Origin of the sequence: Streptomyces sp. NPDC007095 (genome assembly GCF_040634475.1) — a bacterium.
Lineage (GTDB): Bacteria > Actinomycetota > Actinomycetes > Streptomycetales > Streptomycetaceae > Streptomyces.
In genome coordinates, this window is the sequence record NZ_JBEYFS010000218.1 from 1 (window position 1) to 20,365 (window position 20,365).

A 20,365-nucleotide genomic window follows, 5' to 3' on the forward strand; every position below is an offset into this window, starting at 1 on the left:
AATACTTTCCCAAGGGAACCGACCTGTCCGGATATACCCAGGCCGAGTTGGATGCCGTCGCCCTCAAGCTGAATACCCGCCCCCGGCAGACCCTCGGGTTCGAAACTCCCGCTGATAGACTCGCGGCAGCTGTTGCATCAACCGGTTGACTCCGCCGGACGTTACTGCGTGCAGTTGGTTCAGCTGATCCAAGTGGAGGTCGTAAAACATGTCCGGAATGACGGTCGACTTCGAGTCCGGGCGGTAGGTCAGCATGTCTAGGGCCTCGCAACCGGACAAGAAGTCCCACGCTCGCTGACCGCCAACGATCACTGATCCCTTGGGACCGATCGTCTAGAAGTCCGCCAGCCACCAGACAGGACACCCCGAAAAATTCCCCACAAGGGGTGTACACGTCCATCCCGCACCCATGCATTCACCCGCGCGCGTAGGAGCAGCCAGGCAACACCCAACCCCGTCTGATTACGCACTGTTGACGTATCGACACTCGCGATAGCCTGCCGAGGTCCGGCACGGCGCAACCGGGGACATGGGCAAGACACAAGGGGGATCGTGGAGCGGCGTGACATGCGAGGGCACTACGAGGGGCTGGCAGCCGAGTACGACGAGCACTGGGTCTACGACCCCGACTACGTTCCCTGGATGTCCGGCCAAATCGCGGAGGCGTTGCGGCTCGGTCCCACCGACCGGATCGCCGACATCGGCTCGGGCACAGGGCTGTTCGCCCGGGAAGTGGCCAGGCAGCTCCAGCCACGCCGTCCCCTTCTGTGCGTCGACCCGTCCGAGGCGATGCTCCGCCGGCTCGGCACCCCGCCTCCGCCCGATCTGACGCCGGTCGTCGCTTCCGCGGAGGACATCGCCGAAGGGCGCGCGCACCTGCCGTACGAGCAGCTCGACGCGATGTGGCTGAAGGAGTCTGTGCACCATGTGGCCGACCCTGCGCATACGCTTCGAGGCCTCGCCGACCAGCTGGCGCCCGGAGGCCGGATGCTGGTGGTGATGCTTCCGGCCACCATCCAGTACCCACTCTTCGAAGCGGCCCTCGCCCGCTTCGAGGAGCTGCAGCCGGACCCGGCCGCCATCAAGGGACATCTGCGCGCTGCCGGACTGGAAGCCTCGCTCACCCACGTCGAGCACGAGCTGCGCATCGACCGGGACAAGTACCTGGGCATGGTCCGGGCTCGCTACATGTCACTGCTTTCCACGTTCAGCGACAGCGAGATCGAGAAGGGCATCGAGGAGATGCGAGTCTCTCATCCGGAGCCCCTTCTGGCATTTCCCGACCGGTTCGCGTTCATCCTCGGGCAGCAACGAGGGGAGACCTCGTGAACACCGTGGTCGACGAACGCCTACGACGTCTGCGGAGTGAACTCGACGATCACTCGCGGATCGCCGATCGACTAGGGCTCGATCTCGAACGTCCGCTGCGGTCCCTCAACGACGGTTACCCCGAGAACGCGGTCGCCCTGATCGGGAAACTGACCGAAAAGCTGCTCAAAGAGCTGTGGCGCCACCACGGCATCGAGGGCGACCCCTCGACGAAAGCCCTGAACGACCTCGTCAAGCGCTGTCGTCCGCACATCCGGAGCAGCACGGTCGTGGACGCGCTCGAAGACATCCGGCGGCTCCGCAACCGGTCCACGCACGACGGATACGACATCAGCGACGAGGACGGGCTACTGGCGGTCCGCAGACTGGTCGACGTGCTGGTCTGGTTCACCGACACTGGAAGCGCGGCGCTCCTCGGCGGTGAGCCGGACATGGCGCCTGAGGTGGCACGCAGGTGCGAGTTCCTGGCCGGGCTGTACGTCACCCTCGGCTATCGCCAGGCCAAGCGGTTCGTCCTCAGCACCGACACCGTGTACCTGCTGTTCTGCCGTGAGTCGGGGATGCGCCTGGAGTACGTGGAGCTGATGCTCTCCAAGGACGCGGACGACCTGGGTACCGTGCTTGCCTCCAGCGAAGGTGAGCTGCTGCGTACCCGGCTGCCCAAGCTCACCCGGTTCGTCATCCTGGACGATGTCGGCGGCGGCGACGCGGCGACGGGGCCGCTCCATCAGATGCTGGGCGTGGATTTCAGGATCGTGCGTTACGACGGATTCGTCGACACCATCGTCAATCTCGAAGCGCACCTCGCCGGTCTCGCCTCCTTCGCTCCGGCCGAACCACGCACCCCCGTGGCCGCGGCAGTCATGACCACCGACCCGCACACCGGCGAGTCAAAGGTGGTGCAGTCCGAAGACGCGGCCGAGCTGCTGACGCGCCTGGCGTGCGGCAGTGCGAACGTCCTGGTCACCGGTCGTCCGGGAAGCGGGAAGAGCACTCTTCTGCGCTCACTCGCCCTCAGTCCTGGCATCCGCCGCTTCCGCTTCTACTTCGATCTGGGTCTGAAACCCAAGGATGAACCGTTCTCCGAGTACGCGGCGCGCCTGCTGGCACCCGCCATGGCATCGGACCGCTCTCGCGCCTACGACCTCTTTCTCTACCTGATCCGTTCCGGGACCGCGCTGTGCGTTCTCGACGCCGTCGACGAGGGGGTCGAGGAAGCCAGCCCCGCCGGGTTCCTGCGGCTCTTCACCGACCTCGCTTCCGTCCTGTCCGCCGAGTCGGCGGTGGTCATGAGTTCCCGCGTGTCCTTCCTCGCCGACTCGCCGCAGGTGCGTCAGCTGCTGGACAGCGGCGCGGGGCGCTCCGAGCAACTGGTCGAGCAGATGTACGCGAACGGCGTCGACCCGTCGCGCGTTCCGCACTTCCATGTGGTGCGCTTGGCCGAGCCCGGCGCCACCCCCCTGGAGAGGCGTCTCACCGCCGAACTCGCGCTGCCGTCGGGGCAGACGCTCGCGGACGTCCTCGGCGCGCACATCACGCGGGCACTGGCTGAGCGTGGGCGGCCCGATCTGGAGCAGCGGTTACCCACCGCGTTCGGACAGGCTTTCCTCACAGACCGGACGGTCTTTTCGTTCCTCGACCTGCACCGGCTGCTGGGGGCCGACGCCTTCACGGACGGAAGCCTTGGTCTCGACGCGTGCGTCCTCGCCCCGCTGTTGCGCCCCGCCGGGCCGGACCACGTCGCCTTCGTGCACACGGCGTACCAGGAACTGCTGGCCGCCCGGCACCTCGCCGAGGCCATCCACCGCGACACGGCAGCAGACATTCCTGGCGGCGCCTTCCTCACCGAGCAAGTGCGTGCGTTCCTTGCCGGGACGCCCGGCAGTCCAGAGACGGACGATTGCCTGCTACCCGCAGGAACGTACCTGGTCGGCCCGGCCGAACGGCTGCTGATGCGCCGGCTTCCGCGCCCCGTACGATTCGACCGCCATGCCGTGACCGTCGCACGCTACCGCCGCTTCCTCGACGCCCTCGACGCGGACGGCACCTCACGATGGGACCACCCCGACCAGCCCGCCCACGTCACACACCACCCCTGGACCGACCGGCTGCGGCGGCCCGACTACTACGAGAACCCGCGCTACGACGCCCACCCGGCGATCTGCGTCAACTGGTGGAGTGCCTACGCCTTCGCCTCGTTCGAAGGCAAACGTCTGCCGACCGCCCTCGAATGGGAGGCTGCCGCACGCGGCACGGACGGCCGGCTGTTCCCCTGGGGAGACACTCCCGACGAACGCCACATCAACTGCGCCGACTCGTGGGTCGGCCGACCTGTCGTGACGTACCAAGCGTGGTATCGGGACTTCGCGGACGACGCGCTACGCCGGGCCGGGGTGACACCCGACGGCCCACGCACCGGCAACCGCTCGCCGTTCGGCGTACGCGACATGGTGGGCAACTGCTGGGAATGGACCTCCACCAGCCTCACCGACCCCGGGGAGGCCGTCATCTGCGGCGGCAGCTACGACAATCCCATGCGAGCCGTGCAGACCAGCACCAAGGGCATCTACCGCAAACGGGGCGGGAGCAACGCGGTGGGCTTCCGGTGCGTGCAGGACATCGTCGACAGCTCCGAAGCAGAGGAGACCACAGCATGACCGGCGGCGGACCGCGTCACGGGACCATCGTCGACAGGCGGCCCAGCGGAGGAGGACTCGGAGGGTCCGCTGGGTTGTACATCGTCCGGGACGACGAGGACGAGCGGTACTACGGCTTCGACTACCGGCAGATCGTGACGGAGGGATTCCGTACCGTCCGCACCGGCGAGCGCGTCCGATTCCACGTCGACGCCGGGAGCCCCGACCGGGCGGAGTTCGTCATCCGCCTCGACCAGCCCGACCCAGCCGAGTATTACCGGTGACCGGCATCGTTCCGCCGCTTGACGACGTCACCGGGGCGCGCCAGGAACTGACGGTCGTCCTGCCCGTGCGGCTGCTGCGCACCCCCAGCTGGCCCGAAGGCCCCTTCCCGTTCGAGCTGGGCAGCCGCCGCACTGACGCCGAGACTCGCTCCACCTACTTCGCCCCGGCCTCCGCACGCGCCCTCTACGGGGCGCCCGGGCGGCCCCGCCGCTGGTACCTCCCGCTGGACACCAAGCACGACGGGTTGCACCTGCTCGGCATGGAACTCCTGCGGGCGGCGACCGTCCGCAACCCCGAACACGCGCTCGCCGTAATGCATTTCACCGTGGAGAGGCCCTTACTGCCCGTACTGCGGGCCTTGGCCGGACGGCGGCCGAACTCCGCCGACGAACCACTCACCGGGCCGTTCGCCCCGGCCGGGCTGCTCGCCGGAATCGCCGACGTGCGTAACCCCAGCGCACCGTTTGCCATCGCCCGGCCGTACTCCATCGCCTTCATGGCCCCGACGGCACAGCACACTGCCGCCCTGCGTAGCGGCCTCGAAGGAGAACTTCCCGCAACCGCGGACCGATGGCTGTGGCAACTTGCGTCACGCTCCACGCCGCAAGACTTCCCCCTCCCGCCAGAGACCGCGACCGAACAGCTCAAGGACGTTCTCAGGATCTCTGCGGACTGGAGCTCCCTCGTGCTGAGACAAGGGGCTGCCTTCCTCGGCCATCGCACCGACACCGGCACCGGCGACTTCTTCGAGTTCGGCGCACTGCACTCCCGTACCGTCTATCTCGACGCCCTGCTCCTCGGCGCCCTCCAGCGCGATCACATCGATGAACTCACCGACGAACTCTCCGAGGTGTTCACCACCGCACGGCTGGCACGCCGCGTCGCCACCCTGGAGAGGAACATCGCCGTCTTCCGCAGCACCTACTGGCGACAGCACCTCACAGCCCACGGTGCGGCGAACGATCTGTTGCTCGCCTTCCAGAACCAGCACCGGTTGCCTGCCCGATTCCAGGAGATCCTCGCCGAAGCCGCCGACTACAGCAGGCTTGTGCAGACGCAGGAGAGCCAGCAGATCAGCGGAGCTCTCGGTGTCCTGACGATTCTCGGCCTGCCACTCGGCACTGCGCTCGGCGTCCTTCAGGTTGTGGACGACCACTCCGTTGCACACCTGCTCATCGCCGTCGGCCTGTCCGTCGCCGCTACCGCAGCAGTTCTCACCACCCGGTACGGACGCCTGGTCCTGTCGTCACTGCGGGGCGGTGAGGGCAAGGCGTAAGGCGTAAGGCGTAAGGCACCACGACGTCCCAAACGGGTGCCAGTTGTGGTCGGTGTGCGGGACCTTGCCGGAGGAAACGCCTCGCCTGGCACGCTGAGGGCGGCCTTGGAGTCAACGTACCCAAGGCCGCCCGGTTTTCCTGAGGGTGGCGGTTCTGGAGTGAGCATCAAGAGCGCCCTTTGGGCGTCGGCTGCGCCGATTTCGCTTCGCTCCACTCTTGACCCTCATCCCTCCACCGCGGAGTGCTCTTGGCCGGGCGGCCCGAAAAGGGGCGGCGGGGGAAGCGGGGGTGGGGTTTCTCCGCGTTGCCGGGTGCCGGAAGTCTGTGGCCTGGGGGACGCCTATGGGGTCACGTCCGCTGGAGTGGTGTATCGACGGCCACTCGGTGATCTCGTTTTGAGGCTATGCGGTGAGTTCGGTGGGCAGGACGGTGTCGTCGTTTTCTGACTCGATCGGGTGGAGGCGGGTCTTGGCGAGGAGTTCGCGGCCCATGTAGCGGCGGGCTTCGGTCCATTCGTCGTTCTGCTCGGCCAGCACCGCGCCGACCAGGCGGATCAGAGCGGTGCGGTCGGGGAAGATGCCGACCACGTCGGTGCGGCGGCGGATCTCCTTGTTCAGCCGTTCTTGCGGATTGTTGGACCAGATCTGCCGCCAGATCTCGCGCGGGAAGGCGGTGAACGCCAGCAGGTCGTGCTGGGCGGTGTCCAAGTGGGCGGCGGCCTTGGGGAACTTGGCCTCCAGCGCGTCCAGCACATGTCGCATCTGGGCCTGGACCGCGTCGGTGTCGGGCTGCTCGAAGACCGTGCGCAGCAGCGTGGCCACCCACGGCTGAGCGGACTTGGGGACCTGACTCAGCAAATTTCGGGCGTAATGCGTGCGGCATCGCTGCCACGAAGCGCCCGGAAGGACCGCGCCGATCGCGTTCACCAGGCCGGTGTGAGCGTCGGAGATGACCAGCTGGACGCCGGACAGGCCGCGGGCGATGAGCGAGCGCAGGAAGGCGAGCCAGCCGGCGCCGTCCTCGCAGGTGGCGACGTCGATGCCGAGGATCTCACGGTGTCCGTCGGCGTTGACGCCGACCGCGATCAACGCGTGGACGTTGATGATGCGGCCGCCCTCGCGGACCTTCTGGGTCAGGGCGTCTACCCAGACGAACGCGTAAGGGCCTTGGTCCAGGGGCCGGTTGCGGAACGCGGCGACCTGTTCGTCCAGGTGCCGGGCCATCGAACTGACCTGGGACTTCGATAGTTGGGTGACGCCGAGGGACTCGGCGAGCTTCTCGACCCGGCGCGTGCTCACACCGAGCAGGTAGGCGGTGGCGACCACCGAGATGAGAGCCTGCTCGGCCCGGCGGCGCCGTTCCAGCAGCCAGTGCGGGAAGTAACTGCCCTGCCGCAACTTGGGGATGGCGAGTTGGACGGTGCCGGCGCGGGTGTCCCACTCGCGCGGGCGGTAGCAGTTGCGGTGGTTGACCCGCTCGTCGCTGACCTGCCCGTATTCGGCTCCGCACAGGGCGTCGGCCTCCGCGGACATGAGCGCGTCGGCGAACGTCTTCACCATCGCGCGCAGCAGATCGGGACTCGCCGCGGCGAGGTTGTCCTCGGCGAGGGCATGCAAAGGCACACTGTCAGGTGCGGTCATCGTGCTGATCTCCTTCAAAGACTTGATCGTCTTGAAAGATCAGCCGGTGGCCGTTCGTCTATGCGGGCCTCATCCCGACGCCGGAGCAAACCCCCGGATCAGGTCGAACCCGTACACCATCTCCATGGACGCAACCCGCCTATATGGCCTTCCGCGCACGCCGGGTTGGTTTGGCGGCTTCCGGATGGTGGGTGGGGTGCGAGCGCGTGTGGGGTGGTTCGGGTGGACCGGAGTACTCGTCATCTCGGCGTGACGCCGACTGGGATGGTGTGCTGCCTGGGCTGGCGACTGACCGGCGACAGGCGGAGTTCCCGGTTCCGGGGTGGATCATTCTGATGGATGAAATGCGGCAATGAGCTGGGGATATCACTCTCCGTGAGCGATAATGGAGGGGTCGGATCGTCGGTGGGTGGGTGAGGTTCGGCGCTCTCATGAGGGACGGGGGTGAGCGCGGTGGCTGTTGCGGTGGAGTCCGAAGTCGATGTCTCGTCTGCGGTGGCAGATGAATGGGTCGCTGAATTGCGCTCGTGCGCGCCTTCGGTGGAGACCCTGGGGCTGCTGGTCGAGTTGGCCGGTGAGCGGCTTTCGGCGCGGGGGCGGATTGATGCCCTGGCTGTGTTCGAGCGGCATCTTGCGTGGTTTCAGGGGATGCAGGTCGAGGTGTTGGCGGCTATTGGGGGCTACGCGGATTCTGGAGCCGATGCTGCCGCAGCCGGTGAGGCGTTCGATGCTCGGCTGCTGCGGGAGTGGGACGCCGCGAGCGATGAAGTGGCTTGTGCCTTGCGGCTGGCCGGCGGCACCGCTTCGCGGCGGCTCGACGTGGCGCAGCAGCTGTGCGCTCGGTATCCGGCGACTCTGGAGCTGCTGAAGCGCGGCGAGATCTCCTATCTGCAGGCTGAGGCCGTCACGGAATCGTGTGCGGTTCTCGAGCCCGAGACGGCTGGGCAGGTTGAGGCCGTCGTGCTCGCGAAGATGCCGGAGTTGGCTGTCGGGCAGACGCGGGCCCTATTGCGTCGGCAGATTCATAAGGCCGATCCGGATGGAGCTGAGGAGCGGCATCGGCGGCGCAAGGCGGATCGGGAGACTGTCCTTTATCCGCGAGAGGACGGGATGGCTCTCTTCGGCGCCGTCCTGCCTGCTGAGCAGGCTGCGGAGATGGGACAGGCCGTCGATGCACATGCGGCCACGTTCGACAATGACGGGCGGACTCTGGCGCAGAAGCGTGCCGACGCGTTGTACGACCTTGTGGTCAACCGGAATGGTGTAGCCGGAGATTGCGGCAGTCCGGCGCGCGGGCGCGCTGCTGCCGTTGTGCAGGTCACTGTGCCCCTTGATGTTCTGGTGGGGGCCGAGGACGGGCCTGCCGAGCTGAAGGGGTACGGGCCGATCACCGCGGGGCAGGCCCGTGAGATCGCCTTTGCTCCGGGGACGATCTGGCGGAGGCTCCTTACCGATCCTGGCAGTGGGTTGCTCGTGAAGGTCGATCCGACCACCTACCGGCCCACGGCCGATGCCGAGCGGCAGGTCATCGCCCGCGACCAGTACTGCGCCTTTCCCAGTTGTCGGATGCCTGCGCATCGCTGCGATGTCGATCACGTCGAGCCGTTCGATCATGAAAGTCCCGGGGCGGGTGGGTTGACCGTTCCCGACAATCTTCAGCCGTTGTGTCGGCGGCATCATCGGTTGAAGACCCATCATCCGGGGTGGAGGGTGACGCGGGATCCGCATACCGGGGTTGCCAGTTGGACGAGTCCCACGGGGCATACGTACAGGAATGCGCCGCCCGTCTATCGGGAGTGAGGGGGACGCGTCACGGATTCTTCGGCGCCTTGCAGGAAAGCGGACACTGCGGCGTGCACGCGGGTCAGTTCGTCCAGGTGTACGTCGTGAGCCGCGTCGGGGATTGCCTGGACTGTTGTCGAGTGGGGGCGGCGGGACTCCATTTCTGTCGGTTCGCGTTCCGGCATCGTGCCGTTGGCGCCGCGGATGACGAGGGTGGGGCAGTGGGTTTGGTCCCACTCTGGCCAGTAGGAGTGGGTGGCCAGTTCTGTGACTGCGGCGATCATCGTGTCGCGGTCGACTCGGGGATGCCGGCCGTCCTCGCGTTGTTCCAGGTTCCTCGCCCAGGCCTCGTGGCCGAAGAACTCCTCCGCCGCGGCCGGGGACTCGAAGGGTGTCGGCCAGGTGGCGATGCGGGAGGGGAGGCCGGGGGTTCGCGCCCGCCGGGCCGGCCTCGATCAGGATCTGGGCGTGGATCGGGTCCGGGTGGGCGGCGATGGTGAGGCCTCCCAGGGATTGGCCTATGGGGGGAGTGCGGGGGTGGTGTTGCGCGCCGGGGTTGGCGAGGGTGGCCGCGGTCGAGTGGCGGTGGTCCCGGTGGACGAGGTTCGTGTGGTCCGAAGTGGTGAGGACATGGGGTGTCTGGCTTTGTTCAGTGCCGAAACCCCGGTCTGCCAAGGCTCGGTCAGCGGGTGCATGTCCACAGATGGCCAGTATCGACAAAACGGGTCGGGTGCACGCGGGAAGCCGCGGACACTTTGTCGAGGCAGGCCTGGGCTGTCGGCGCGAACGCTCCGCGCGCCACGCGACAAGTACGGGTTGAGACCGCCGTCGGGCGGTCGGAGACGGAGACTCCGTGGAATCGGATCACAAGCCCCGGGGCAGCGATGAGAGGGACGCCCTGCTGACGTGCGCTGTGGGCGACCCGGCCGCGTTCACACCGCTGGTGGAGCAGTTCTCGCCCGCTCTGCACGGTTACTTCGCCCGTCGCGCGCCCGGTGCTGCCGACGACCTGCTGGCCGAGGCATGGCTGCAGGCCTTCGCGGCGCGCCGCACCTTCGACGCCGCACGCGGATCGGCTCGAGGATGGTTGTTCGGGGTGGCCCGCAACGTCCTGGCCGGGCACATCCGGCGGGCCGGGCGGCCGACTGCCTCAGCCGACCCCGTCGAGGTCGACCCATGGCCGGCGGTGGACCAGCGGCTGGACGCCGCCGCCCTGGCACCTGAACTGCGCCAGGCACTGGGCGAACTGCCCGCTGAGGAGCGGGAGCTGTTGCTGCTGGTGTCCTGGGAGGAGCTGACGCCGACGGAGGCCGCCGCTGTGGTCGGGATCCCCGCCGGCACGGCTCGCTCCCGCCTGCACCGTGCACGCGGCCGACTGCGCGCACACCTCGCCCCCATCCGCCACCTGACCTTGGCGCCCGCTACCCCCGTACGCACGGACCGGAAGGAATCCGCATGACCCAGCGAGAGGACCTCCTCGATTTCCCCGGCGCTGAGGCGCTCCAGGCCGCGGGCCGCGTCGAACCCCCGACTCCGCAGGCCGTCGCCCAGGCGCTGGCCGCGGTCCATGCCACCGCCCGCCAGGAGACCGCGCAACGTTCCGTCGTGGTTCCCCTCGGGCGGCGCCCCTTCGCCCACGGCCGACGGATCCTGGCGACAGTGGTGGCGGCGGCCGCCGTCGCAGCGGGAGTGGTCGCGTACAGCGCCACGGATGACCGCCAGGCCGACGGCCACCCTGCGCACCAGGCGCAGGCCGTCTCCGTCGCCACCTTCCTGGACCACACCGCGGACGTGGCCTACGCCAGGCCGGCCGCCAGTGCGCGGTACTGGAAGGTGCGGACGAAGGTCAGCCAAACGGGAGCGAAGCCGGCCCCCGCGACCGACTACTACTACGCTCGCTCCATGGACGCCGTCTACGTCGTCGCGGGCGGCCAGACGCACACGAAGCCGGGCACCTTCGGCTGGCGCCTCGGATCCAAGGAGCTGCACAGCTGGAGCGACCTGGACCGGCTGTCCACCGACCCGACACAGCTGCTCGCACTGATGAACAGCTCCAAGGAGTACGCAGGCCAGTCCGCCTTCCTCCAGGCCGGCGCCCTCCTCGGCGACACCCCCGCTGGACCCAAGCTGCGCGCCGGGTTGTATCGGGCCCTCGCCCGCCTCCACGGGGTCAAACTCGTCGGCACAGTGAAGGACAGTGCCGGCCGCACCGGCACGGAACTGGTCTTCAACGGTGTCGCCAGCACTGACCACATGGTGATCGACCCCAAGACCAGCGCCCTGCTGGAGACCAGCAGCGTCGGCACCAAGGGCAGGGACCGCGGCAACACCACACGCATCACCTACGTGTCCGTCGGCCCCGCCGACAAGATCGGCTGACGTTTTCGCCTCATGCCTGAATCGGCGCTCCGGGGCCCCAGACGGCCCGAGGGCCATACAGCCGCGGAGCGCCGTATGGCCCTGGGGCGCCGTATGGCCCTGGGGCGCCGTATGGCCCTGGGGCGCCGTATGGCCCTGGGGCGCCGTATGGCCCTGGGGCGCCGTACGGTGAAAGCCGATGACGGGCGCGCCACCACACAAGCCCGAGGGGAGCGGCGGCTGGGACTGCCACGTCGAGGACCTGATGATCAATCCCATCACGGCCAGGTACGACCTCAGCCACCAAGAGCGGGAGAACAGGGGTTCGCTGGAGGGTGGTTGTCGGGGGAACGTCCGGGTCTGTCGGTTCCCGTTCCGGCATCGTGCCGTCGACGCCGCGGGCGACGAGGATGGGGACGCGGATCTGGTCCCACTGGGAGCAGTAGGAGTCGGTGGCCAGTTCCGTAACCGCGGCGATCGTCGTGTCACGCTCGGCTCGGGGGTGTCAGCCGTCCTCTCGTTGTTCCAGGTTTCTCACCCAGGCCTCCTCTCTTCTTAGATCGCCACCTGGCTGGACAGTCGGCCAACACCCTTCAAGTCCCGAGCCGCGGCATCGGAGTTCTTCGGCCACGAGCGCCCTGGTCCCGTCAATCCCCTGCTGTGGCTGAGCAGTCGGGCAGGGTGCTCGGCTCCCGCGTGGCCTCCTGACCGGATAGGCCGGATGGGCCGGATGGGCTGGATGGGCTGGATGGGCTGGATGGGCTGGATGGGCTGGATGGGCTGGATGGGCTGGATGGGCTGGATGGACCAGATGGACCAGATGGGCCGGACGTGTCGGGTGAGGTGTCCTGTGTGGTCAGTCGTCGTACCCCCGGTACCGCCGCCGTGGCCAGGCAGGCCGTTGCGACCAGGACGGCCGCGGCGGTGAGCGGCACTGCGGTACCCCAGGCGTTTGCGGCCAGCGGTGCTAGCACGTAGCCGATCGGCATGGCGGCCATGGAGACCAGCCAGTCGTACGAGGTGACGCGGGCCAGGGCGTGGGCCGGGATGCGTTCCTGGACGACCGTTTCCCACACAGGGTTGAGGAGACCGAGTGCGGCGAGTGCCAGTCCGTACGAGATCACGAGCAGCGGTACCGGGCCGGGTATCGCCAGCACGGTCAGCGGCAGGGCGTAGCTGGCCAGGCCCAGGTTCCCGGTCAGGACCGGGCGTCGCAGGCGGGCCCGACCGGCCAGTAGCGAACCGGCGAGCAGTCCGATCGCACCCGCCTGAAGGACGGCCAGCCAGACCCCTTCCCCGCCAAGTTCGTGCAGTGCGACGATCGGGCCGAGGGTGGCCAGCACCGCCGCCGCCCCATTCCATACGCCGTGCGCCAGCAGACTGGTCCAGTACCAGTCCCGGCTGCGTACCTCGGCCCAGCCCTCGGTCAGGTCGACGCGCAGCGAGCGGTGTTCGACGGGTACCCGCTCGATCCGGATCGCGGCCAGCGTCCCCGCGCTGACCAGGAACGACACCGCGTCCAGCACGAAAGCCCAGCCCGCGCCCGCGGTCGCGAACATCAGGGCGGCGATCGCGGGGGCGGCCAGCCGCGCCGTACTGGACGCCGTGCCCAGCAGGGCGTTGGCCTGTTGTCGGCCGGGGCCCGCGCTCACCGTCCCTGTGACGAGCGGCGCCTGCGTCGGCATGGCGAACGCCGATGCCGTTCCGCCGACCGCCTCGGCGGCCGCGATGTGGGCCAACGCCGGGTCTCCGCAGATCAGTTGGAGCCCCACGAAGAGCTGGGCCGCGCACCGCACCAGGTCCGTGGTGAGCGCGACCAGCCGGGCGTCGAAACGGTCGGCGATCACTCCGCCGATCGGCAGCAGCAGAAGCCGCGGCACCATCGCACAGCCCAGGACGAGCGCCAGCGCGGACGCGGACCCGGTGGTCGTGGCGACGGCGATGGCGAGGGCTGCCGGGGTGACGGCGTCGCCCAGCAGGGACACGCAGCGCCCGGCGAAGAACAGACGAAAGGCGGGAAGCCCGAGAGGATTCACAGCGGGAATGTATTTCGGTACCTAATCTTTCGTCAACGAAATACTTCGCTCGGCGATGGCTTCGCGGGAGCGACGGGCGGCGGCTGCCCGCACGAGCCGCCCGGCGACCGCTCATGAGCCACGGGCGCCATAGGATCAGGCCATGGAGGACCACGACAGGACCGGTGGGCATGACTGGACCGGTGGGCATGACTGGACCGATGGGCGTGACTGGACCGATGGGCATGTCGACCGCTGGCTGCCCGTTCTGCCTGACCTCGACCCGGACGTCGAGGGCTCGGTCACTCGTATGAAGCTGCTCTCCAGCCACCTTCGCCGGGTCCGCGAAAGGTCCTTGGTCGACTTCGGCCTCCAGCGGCATGAGTTCGACACCCTGCACTCGCTCGCCGGGCGTGGCGGTCACGCCGCCCCCTCCGAACTCGCCGCCGACCTCGACCTGGCCCCCGCCTCGGTCACCGGGCGGCTCGACGCCCTCGAACGGCGCGACTACATCCGCCGCGTCCACTCCGCCGCCGACCGTCGCCGCGTCGACGTCCAGCTCACCGATGCCGGGCGGGCGGCCTGGCTCGGCGCGATGGACGTACTCGGCGATGAGGAGTCCCGCCTGCTGGGGGCCCTCGACGCCGCTGAGCGCAAGGCCTTGTCCGACATGCTCCGGCGCATCATGCTCGTCGCCGAGCGCCCCGAATCCGCCTAGCGGCACGGCATCCGCCCGACAGGACCAACAGGGGTCGCGTCTCCCGGGGGAGGGTGGTCGCCGACCGATCGTCTGCGCGAGTTAGCCTCGGTTTGTTCGACAGACGCAGGCAGGAGCGGGAGGCAGCGATGGCGAAGGTACCGGCCGCGGCGGTGGCCGCGGGTGGGCTCATCGGCGGGTACGGCGTGGCCCGGTGGACCAAGAAGCGGCAACTCGGCGGGGTGGTGCTGGCCGCCGCCGGGGCCACGGCCGCGCAGCAGTGGCGGCGGCAGGCCGGCGGGAAGGCCGCCGGGGCGCTGACCGTCGCCTACGTCGCCGCCTTCGCCGGGTCCCACCCGCTGGCCAAGAAGGTGGGCGCCTGGCCCTCCGTGTTCGGCGTCGCCGGTGCCGTGGCCCTCGCCTCGTGGGCCGTGGCCGACCGGCGGGCTTGAGTCAGTACGCGACGGTAAGGGCCTGAGTACGTACGACGGTCGCCGCCGGGCCCGCCCCTCGCGCCGAGCCCTGAGCCCGGCGGCGGTCCCTTCCTGGGCCGAATGTGTCGGCACCGGGTCAGGCGGCTTCCCCGCCCACCCCCGACCGTCCGGCCGGGACACCCACGATCAACACGGACACGTGCTCCCGTACGGACTCGCCGAGGACCGTGGTCACCGCTTCTGTCAGGGACCTGATCAGGCGGGCGGACGCGTCGGGTATCTGAGGGTGAGTCAGGCCCGCTTCGCGCAGGGTGAGCGTGACGAGCGGTGCGGGCGCCTTGCCGGGTATGCCCGCGGTTCCCCAGCGGTGCTCAGGGACGCCGAACAGTTCCACGACCGCGACCGTACGCGCCCACTCCCCGACCACGGCGGCCACCGCGTTGGTCAGGGCCCGGACGAGTTTCGGTTCGACGTCTCCGTCGAGCGTCTCCTCGCGGATCTGCACGGTGAGGTGTGGCATGAGGGATCTCCGTTCGCGTGGATCGGTACCATGACGCCAGGTTCCCTTTAAGGGCAAAGCATCTTTGCTCTCAAAGCTAATTACAGGGATGGACGATGTCAACGAGCGTCGACGACGCCGTCAGGGCGCTGCTGCTGCTCATGCCTCGCATGGTCGGGCGGGCCAAACGCATCCCGGTGCCCGAGGAGCTCCAGTCGCTGGCGCTCGCTCCGCGGCACCTGTCGCTGCTGTCGTACCTGCTCTTCGACGGGCCCCTGACGGTGAACGACCTGGCCGCCCGCCTCGAAGTCGCGCCGACCACCGTCAGCCTCATGGTCGGCGAGCTGAGCGGGAAGGGAATCCTGGAGCGGCGGGAAGACCCGGCCGACCGGCGGCGACGCATCGTCAGCATCACCGACGCCCGACGGCCCTCCATCTCCGCGTGGCTGGCGCGCGGAGCCACCGCCTGGCGTCAGGCGCTGGAACCGCTGACCCCCGATCAGCGGCAGCTGGTCATCGACACCTTGCGCGCCTATGAGGCCGCGGCGGCGGACACGGACTCCGATGCCGCTGCCGCTGCCGCTGCCGCTGCCGCTGCCGCTGCCGAGAGCGTGACCGATGGCCCCGTTCCCTGAAATGCCCGGCGGTACGCGTACGGGCTCGTCCCCACCACGCGCTTGAACCGCTCCCGGAACGCCGTCGGTGAACCGAACCCCGCCTGGGCCGCGACGCGTTCGACCGGGTACGTGGTCGTCTCCAGGAGGTACTGGGCGCGGCGGACCCGGGCGCGGTGCAGCCACTGGAGCGGTGTGGTGCCGGTCTGGTCGCGGAAGCGGCGGTTGAGCGTACGGGTGCTCATGCCGGCGTGCGCGGCGATGTCCTCCAGAGTCAGCTCACGCTCCGCGTTCTCCTCCAGCCAGGCGAGGAGGGGCTCCATCGTGGTGCCGGCCGGTACCGGGGGCTGGTCGTGGATGATGAACTGGGCCTGGCCGCCCTCCCGTTCGAGCGGCATGACCGACATCCGGGCCGCGTGCGCGGCGACGGCCGAACCGTGGTCCTTGCGGATCATGTGCAGGCACATGTCGAGGGCGGCGGCCGCGCCCGCCGAGGTGAGGAACTGACCGTTGTCGACGTAGAGGACGTTCGGGTCGACGGTCACGGCGGGGTACCTGGCCGCCAGGTTCTGCGCCGCGACCCAGTGCGTGGTGGCGCGCAGCCCGTCCAGCAGGCCGGTGGCGGCGAAGACGAAGGCGCCCACGCAGATCGAGGCGATCCGGGTGCCGTTCGCGGCCGCCGCGCGCAGTGCCTCCGTCACGCCGGGCGGGAGCGGGGCGGCCGGGTTCGCGACGCCGGGCAGGATGATCGTGTCGGCCTCGGCCAGCGCCTCCAGGCCGTAGGGGGCGCGGATGGTGAACGGGCCCGCGCTCACCTCCTCGTCCGCCGCGGGCGAGCAGACCCGGATCCGGTAGGGCTCCCGGCCGTCCGGCAGCCGGGCCCAGCCGAAGGTGTCGATCGGGGCGGAGAGGTCGAACGGGATGACCTGGTCGAGCGCCAGTACGGCCACAGTGTGCATGGCCAGAGCGTAGGCATACGGCCGATTGTGGCCAAGGGGGGCCCGTAGCCTCGTAGCCTCGTAGCCTCGCAGGACGTCTACAGCTTCGTAGGACGCCTGCAGTTTCGTACGGCCTCGTTCGGTGCGCCTCGTACGGTTGTGTCCCGGTCGCCCACTCCCGGCGGCACGGCGGCTGGCGAGAATCCGTTGGGCCCTGGCAGAAGTGCCGCTTCTGCAAGATCGCGCGCGCCCCTAGCGTCAGAGCCCGTGAACAAGTTCCTTCTTGCCGTACACGTCCTCGCCGCGATCGTCGCCGTCGGGCCCGTCACCGTCGCCGCCAGCATGTTCCCGCCCAGTGCGCGCAAGGCGCTCGCCGGGCCCAAAGACGCCCAGGCCCTCTCCACCGTGCGGGTGCTGCACCGCATCTGCCGTGTGTACGCGACGGTCGGCGTCGCCGTGCCCGTGTTCGGGTTCGCCACGGCCAAGAACATGGGCGTGCTCGGCGACACCTGGCTGATCGTCTCGATCGCGCTGACGGCCCTGGCCGCCGTCGTCCTCGCCGCGCTGGTCCTGCCCCGGCAGACCGCGCTCATAGAGGGCATGGAGGAAGGCGTGAGGGAAGGCGGGGAAGGCGTGAGGGAAGGCGGGGAAGGCGTGGGGGAAGGCGGGGAAGGTACGGCGAACCCCGGAGCGAGCCGTGTCGGCCGGCGGGTCACCGCCCGGCTCGCCATGTTCACCGGGCTCTTCAACCTCCTCTGGGCCACCGTCACGATCCTGATGATCGTCCGACCGGGGTCCACCACGGGCGCCTAGCCCTAGGATCCGGCTCATGCACGGACAGACGCACGGACCACACGATCCGTCGACGCCCTCGACCCCGGCGGCCTACCTCGCCACCGTGGAAGGCCGGCTGACGGCCGACGGGTGCGCCACCCGCTGGGAGGACTGGGCCGGGGTGCCCGTGCTCGTGGGGCGACGGTCGGACTTCCGACTGCGCTGGATGGCGACGAAGCTGTATCTGTTCACCGTGGCCGCGGCGGTTCCGGAGATCACCGTGCCCGTCGTCGAGGGCTTCACCGAACAGGTGACGAAGTACGCCAAGGACACCAAGGGCGGCCTGCCCGTCGGCCTGCAGAACGGGGTCGGCACCTTCCCCGTCCTGGTCAGCGACCGTGTCGACCCGGCCGCCGTACGGTGGGCCGAGGAGCGCCAGCGCGTCCGGTTCGCCTGTATGACACGGCCCGTCGTGGTCGACAGCTCCCGCCCGTACGTGGGCATGTACCGCGGCAAGCCGGCCCTCGGGCGCATCTACGCCGCGTACTTCATCGAAAAGGGCTCGCGGTACTTCTACGGTCCGTGAACCGCCGCTTCCACGGTCCGTGAATCGCTGCTTCCATGGCCCGTGAATCACCGCTTCCACGGACCGTGAATTGCTGCTCCCACGGACCATGAATCACCGCTCCCACGGACCGTGAATCACCGCTCCCACGGACCGTGAATCACCGCTCCCACGGACCGTGAATCACCGCTTCCATGGCCCGTGAATCGTCACTTATACGGTCCGTGAGTCCTCCCCCGCCGGGCGTTCACCACCACCGGGCGAGGCTGAGCGCCTCGTCCGACGAGTCCCCGGAGCCCCCGGCGCCCGAGGAACTCGCCCAGTCCGCCGCCCGGTACCGCCTCGCCACCGCCGTCGCGATCAGCACCCCCGCCGCGACCACCAGCGTGAAGAACGCCCAGGTGAGCGGCCAGACCGCCGCGTCCGGGGGCTCCGGGTGGGAGTGGAAGGAGATGTACATGAGTGCTGCCGGTGGTCCCGCCACCAGCAGCAACGGCCAGGCCAGCGCGTCCCGGCGGCCGAGGTAGGCGGCCAGGAGCAGCAGGGCCACGCCGAGGAGGACGGCGCCGAGGACGGTCATCGAGGTCGTCTCGGTGACCGCCCCGGTCGCCCCGGGGCGGTTGCGCAGGTCCCAGGGGAGGCAGAGGAGGTACGCCGCGCCGGAGAGGGCGGCGCCGAGCACGCGCGTCAGCCAGCGTTCCGGCCAGGGGCGCGTTCGCAGAGGGCCTAACAGCTTCTCGGTCATGCGTACGAGGGTTCCCGCCCGGGCGCCGGGCCGACAGAGTACGCGTACTCAGGTTCCCTTACTCAGGTCCCTGTACTCAGGCGGAGTCGGCGGGTGCCGTCGTCAGGCGGAGTCGGCCGGTGCCGCCGCCGACAGCGGGGTCGCGATGTCCTCCAGCGAGCGTCGTTCGGCCTTCACCGCCAGGAACGCGGCGACCAGGCCCGCCGCGCACATCAGGCCCGCGCCGATCTGGAAGGCCAGCACGGTGTCGCCGACCACGCCGGACCGGGTGAGGTTCGCGAAGACCAGCGGTCCGCTGATGCCGCCGGCCGCCGTGCCGATGGCGTAGAAGAAGGCGATGGCCATCGCGCGGGTCTCCATCGGGAAGATCTCGGAGACGGTGAGATAGGCGCTCGACGCGCCCGCCGAGGCGAAGAAGAGCGCCACGCACCAGCAGGCCGTCAGGGTCACCGCGCTCAGCGAGCCCCGGCCGAAGAGCCAGGCCGTGCCGAACAGCAGCAGCCCGGAGAGCAGGTACGTCGACGAGATCATCGGGCGGCGGCCGACCGTGTCGAAGAGCTTGCCGAGCAGCAGCGGGCCGAGGAAGTTGCCGAACGCGATCACGGCGAAGTAGTAGCCGGTGGCGCCCGCCGGGACGTCGTAGAACTTCGTCAGGATCGCGCCGAAGCCGAAGGTGATCGCGTTGTAGAGGAACGCCTGGCCGATGAAGAGGGAGAGGCCGAGCGCGGCGTGTTTGCGGTAGGTCGCGAAGACCGTGCGGGCGATGGTGAGGAAGCCGATGCTCTTGCGCTGATGGATGGTGATCTCCCCGGCGGGAGGCGGCAGTTCGCGGCCGCCGAGGTCGGCGCGGACCCGGTCCTCCACCGAGGCCACCAGTTGCTCGGCCTCCTCCTGTCTGCCGTGGATCAGCAGCCACCGTGGGCTCTCCGGGACATTGCGGCGTACGAGGAGGATGACCAGGCCGAGGACCACGCCGAGGGCGAAGGTCAGCCGCCAGCCGATGTTCGCCGGGAAGAGGTCGGTGTCCAGCGCGACGATCGACAGCAGGGAGCCGCCGATCGCGCCCAGCCAGAAGCTTCCGTTGATGATCAGGTCGACCCGGCCGCGGTACCGGGAGGGGATCAGCTCGTCGATCGCGGAGTTGATGGCCGCGTACTCGCCGCCGATGCCGAAGCCCGTGAGGAAGCGGAAGGTGAAGAACCACCAGGGCTCGAAGGAGACGGCGGTCAGGGCCGTGGCCCCCAGATACACCACCAGGGTGACCATGAACAGTTTCCTGCGGCCGAAGCGGTCGGTGAGACGGCCGAAGAACAGCGCCCCGACGCACGCGCCGGCGACATAGAGGGCGGCCGCGGTGCCGGTGATCTGCGCGGAGGTGATCGGCAGGCCGCTGCCGGGCTCGGAGAGGCGTCCGGCGATGTTGCCGACGACCGTGACTTCCAGTCCGTCGAGGATCCACACCGTGCCGAGGCCGATCACCACGGTCCAGTGCCAGCGTGACCAGGGGAGGCGGTCGAGACGAGCGGGAACGGCGGTGGTGACCCGGCCCCCGCCTTGATCCCGGCCTTCCCCCCGGCCCTTTTCCTCGACGGTGGACATGAGGCTCCCTCCTCGTCGAGCGACGCCTGCCCGGGTTCCCTCCGGAGCACGGCCTACGCCCGCCCGAGTGCGGTCACGCCCTCCCTAGGCCCTGTCGTCAAATTCCCGTCTGCCCTGCGACGCCATGCACGCACTCTCACCGCACCAGGCACAGACCCGAGTACGTCCAGTACGAGGG

The 20,365-nt window shown here is 69.2% G+C and carries 18 protein-coding genes and 1 pseudogene; 13 read left to right on the plus strand and 6 right to left on the minus strand.

Translation table 11 applies throughout. The features are described from left to right. The 5 genes and pseudogenes from ABZ656_RS46000 to ABZ656_RS46020 form a co-directional block, all read left to right on the plus strand. Positions 1 to 149: pseudogene (locus ABZ656_RS46000) on the plus strand (IS30 family transposase); the annotation flags it as partial. Positions 150 to 567: 418 nt separating this feature from the next. Next, positions 568 to 1,329, plus strand: coding sequence for a class I SAM-dependent methyltransferase (locus tag ABZ656_RS46005; protein WP_360276946.1), 762 nt, complete (start codon positions 568 to 570; stop codon positions 1,327 to 1,329). Further along, on the plus strand, positions 1,326 to 3,986 hold the full coding sequence (locus ABZ656_RS46010; RefSeq protein ID WP_360276949.1) for an SUMF1/EgtB/PvdO family nonheme iron enzyme: 2,661 nt from the start codon (positions 1,326 to 1,328) through the stop codon (positions 3,984 to 3,986). The genes ABZ656_RS46005 and ABZ656_RS46010 overlap by 4 nt, the downstream gene beginning before the upstream one ends. A 74-nt stretch (positions 3,987 to 4,060) precedes the next feature. Further along, positions 4,061 to 4,249, plus strand: a complete 189-nt coding sequence (locus ABZ656_RS46015) for a hypothetical protein (protein ID WP_360276952.1) — start codon at positions 4,061 to 4,063, stop codon at positions 4,247 to 4,249. After that, the gene (locus ABZ656_RS46020) at positions 4,246 to 5,526 is read left to right on the plus strand and encodes a hypothetical protein (protein ID WP_360276955.1); all 1,281 of its coding nucleotides are present in this window, start codon (positions 4,246 to 4,248) and stop codon (positions 5,524 to 5,526) included. The genes ABZ656_RS46015 and ABZ656_RS46020 overlap by 4 nt, the downstream gene beginning before the upstream one ends. A gap of 402 nt (positions 5,527 to 5,928) precedes the next feature. On the opposite strand, the gene ABZ656_RS46025 is transcribed toward ABZ656_RS46020, so the two are convergent. Then, positions 5,929 to 7,167: an IS256 family transposase gene (locus tag ABZ656_RS46025; protein WP_360276958.1), complete on the minus strand. Its 1,239-nt coding sequence runs from the start codon at positions 7,165 to 7,167 to the stop codon at positions 5,929 to 5,931. Between the two features lie 444 nt (positions 7,168 to 7,611). Here ABZ656_RS46025 and ABZ656_RS46030 point away from each other — a divergent pair, with 444 nt between their 5' ends. From ABZ656_RS46030 to ABZ656_RS46040, 3 genes are all read left to right on the plus strand, one after another. Next, the gene (locus ABZ656_RS46030) at positions 7,612 to 8,967 is read left to right on the plus strand and encodes a DUF222 domain-containing protein (RefSeq protein WP_360276961.1); all 1,356 of its coding nucleotides are present in this window, start codon (positions 7,612 to 7,614) and stop codon (positions 8,965 to 8,967) included. A gap of 835 nt (positions 8,968 to 9,802) precedes the next feature. Then, positions 9,803 to 10,408, plus strand: a complete 606-nt coding sequence (locus ABZ656_RS46035) for an RNA polymerase sigma factor (RefSeq protein ID WP_360276964.1) — start codon at positions 9,803 to 9,805, stop codon at positions 10,406 to 10,408. Next, entirely contained in the window at positions 10,405 to 11,328 is a 924-nt protein-coding gene (locus ABZ656_RS46040; protein ID WP_101404954.1) for a hypothetical protein, read from the plus strand. Before ABZ656_RS46035 ends, ABZ656_RS46040 begins: the two co-directional genes overlap by 4 nt. A gap of 626 nt (positions 11,329 to 11,954) precedes the next feature. Here the strand turns inward: ABZ656_RS46040 and ABZ656_RS46045 are convergent. Beyond that, a complete protein-coding gene (locus ABZ656_RS46045) occupies positions 11,955 to 13,343 on the minus strand; it encodes an MFS transporter (protein WP_360276967.1) in 1,389 nt (462 codons plus the stop codon). A 142-nt stretch (positions 13,344 to 13,485) separates the two neighbouring features. Between ABZ656_RS46045 and ABZ656_RS46050 the strand changes: the two genes are divergently transcribed. Both ABZ656_RS46050 and ABZ656_RS46055 read left to right on the plus strand, forming a co-directional pair. Next, the gene (locus tag ABZ656_RS46050; protein WP_360276970.1) at positions 13,486 to 14,040 is read left to right on the plus strand and encodes a MarR family winged helix-turn-helix transcriptional regulator; all 555 of its coding nucleotides are present in this window, start codon (positions 13,486 to 13,488) and stop codon (positions 14,038 to 14,040) included. A 128-nt stretch (positions 14,041 to 14,168) separates the two neighbouring features. Continuing rightward, entirely contained in the window at positions 14,169 to 14,471 is a 303-nt protein-coding gene (locus ABZ656_RS46055; protein WP_075029125.1) for a hypothetical protein, read from the plus strand. A 118-nt stretch (positions 14,472 to 14,589) separates the two neighbouring features. Here ABZ656_RS46055 and ABZ656_RS46060 read toward each other — a convergent pair whose 3' ends face one another. Next, a complete protein-coding gene (locus tag ABZ656_RS46060; RefSeq protein ID WP_101404950.1) occupies positions 14,590 to 14,973 on the minus strand; it encodes a tautomerase family protein in 384 nt (127 codons plus the stop codon). 95 nt (positions 14,974 to 15,068) lie between these two features. Here ABZ656_RS46060 and ABZ656_RS46065 point away from each other — a divergent pair, with 95 nt between their 5' ends. Further along, a complete protein-coding gene (locus ABZ656_RS46065) occupies positions 15,069 to 15,587 on the plus strand; it encodes a MarR family transcriptional regulator (protein ID WP_360276974.1) in 519 nt (172 codons plus the stop codon). Here ABZ656_RS46065 and ABZ656_RS46070 read toward each other — a convergent pair. Further along, the gene (locus ABZ656_RS46070; RefSeq protein ID WP_360276977.1) at positions 15,485 to 16,525 is read right to left on the minus strand and encodes a helix-turn-helix domain-containing protein; all 1,041 of its coding nucleotides are present in this window, start codon (positions 16,523 to 16,525) and stop codon (positions 15,485 to 15,487) included. The genes ABZ656_RS46065 and ABZ656_RS46070 overlap by 103 nt on opposite strands. Positions 16,526 to 16,771: 246 nt before the next feature. Here ABZ656_RS46070 and ABZ656_RS46075 point away from each other — a divergent pair, with 246 nt between their 5' ends. Both ABZ656_RS46075 and ABZ656_RS46080 read left to right on the plus strand, forming a co-directional pair. Next, positions 16,772 to 17,317 carry a DUF2269 family protein gene (locus ABZ656_RS46075; protein WP_101404947.1) on the plus strand — a complete coding sequence of 182 codons (546 nt, stop codon included), beginning with the start codon at positions 16,772 to 16,774 and terminating at the stop codon, positions 17,315 to 17,317. 16 nt (positions 17,318 to 17,333) lie between these two features. Further along, positions 17,334 to 17,864, plus strand: a complete 531-nt coding sequence (locus ABZ656_RS46080; RefSeq protein ID WP_101404946.1) for a levansucrase — start codon at positions 17,334 to 17,336, stop codon at positions 17,862 to 17,864. A 226-nt stretch (positions 17,865 to 18,090) separates the two neighbouring features. On the opposite strand, the gene ABZ656_RS46085 is transcribed toward ABZ656_RS46080, so the two are convergent. Both ABZ656_RS46085 and ABZ656_RS46090 read right to left on the minus strand, forming a co-directional pair. Next, positions 18,091 to 18,588, minus strand: coding sequence for a hypothetical protein (locus ABZ656_RS46085; RefSeq protein ID WP_360276981.1), 498 nt, complete (start codon positions 18,586 to 18,588; stop codon positions 18,091 to 18,093). Positions 18,589 to 18,690: 102 nt separating this feature from the next. Then, positions 18,691 to 20,187, minus strand: coding sequence for an MFS transporter (locus tag ABZ656_RS46090; RefSeq protein ID WP_360276984.1), 1,497 nt, complete (start codon positions 20,185 to 20,187; stop codon positions 18,691 to 18,693). Between the last annotated feature and the right edge of the window lie 178 nt (positions 20,188 to 20,365).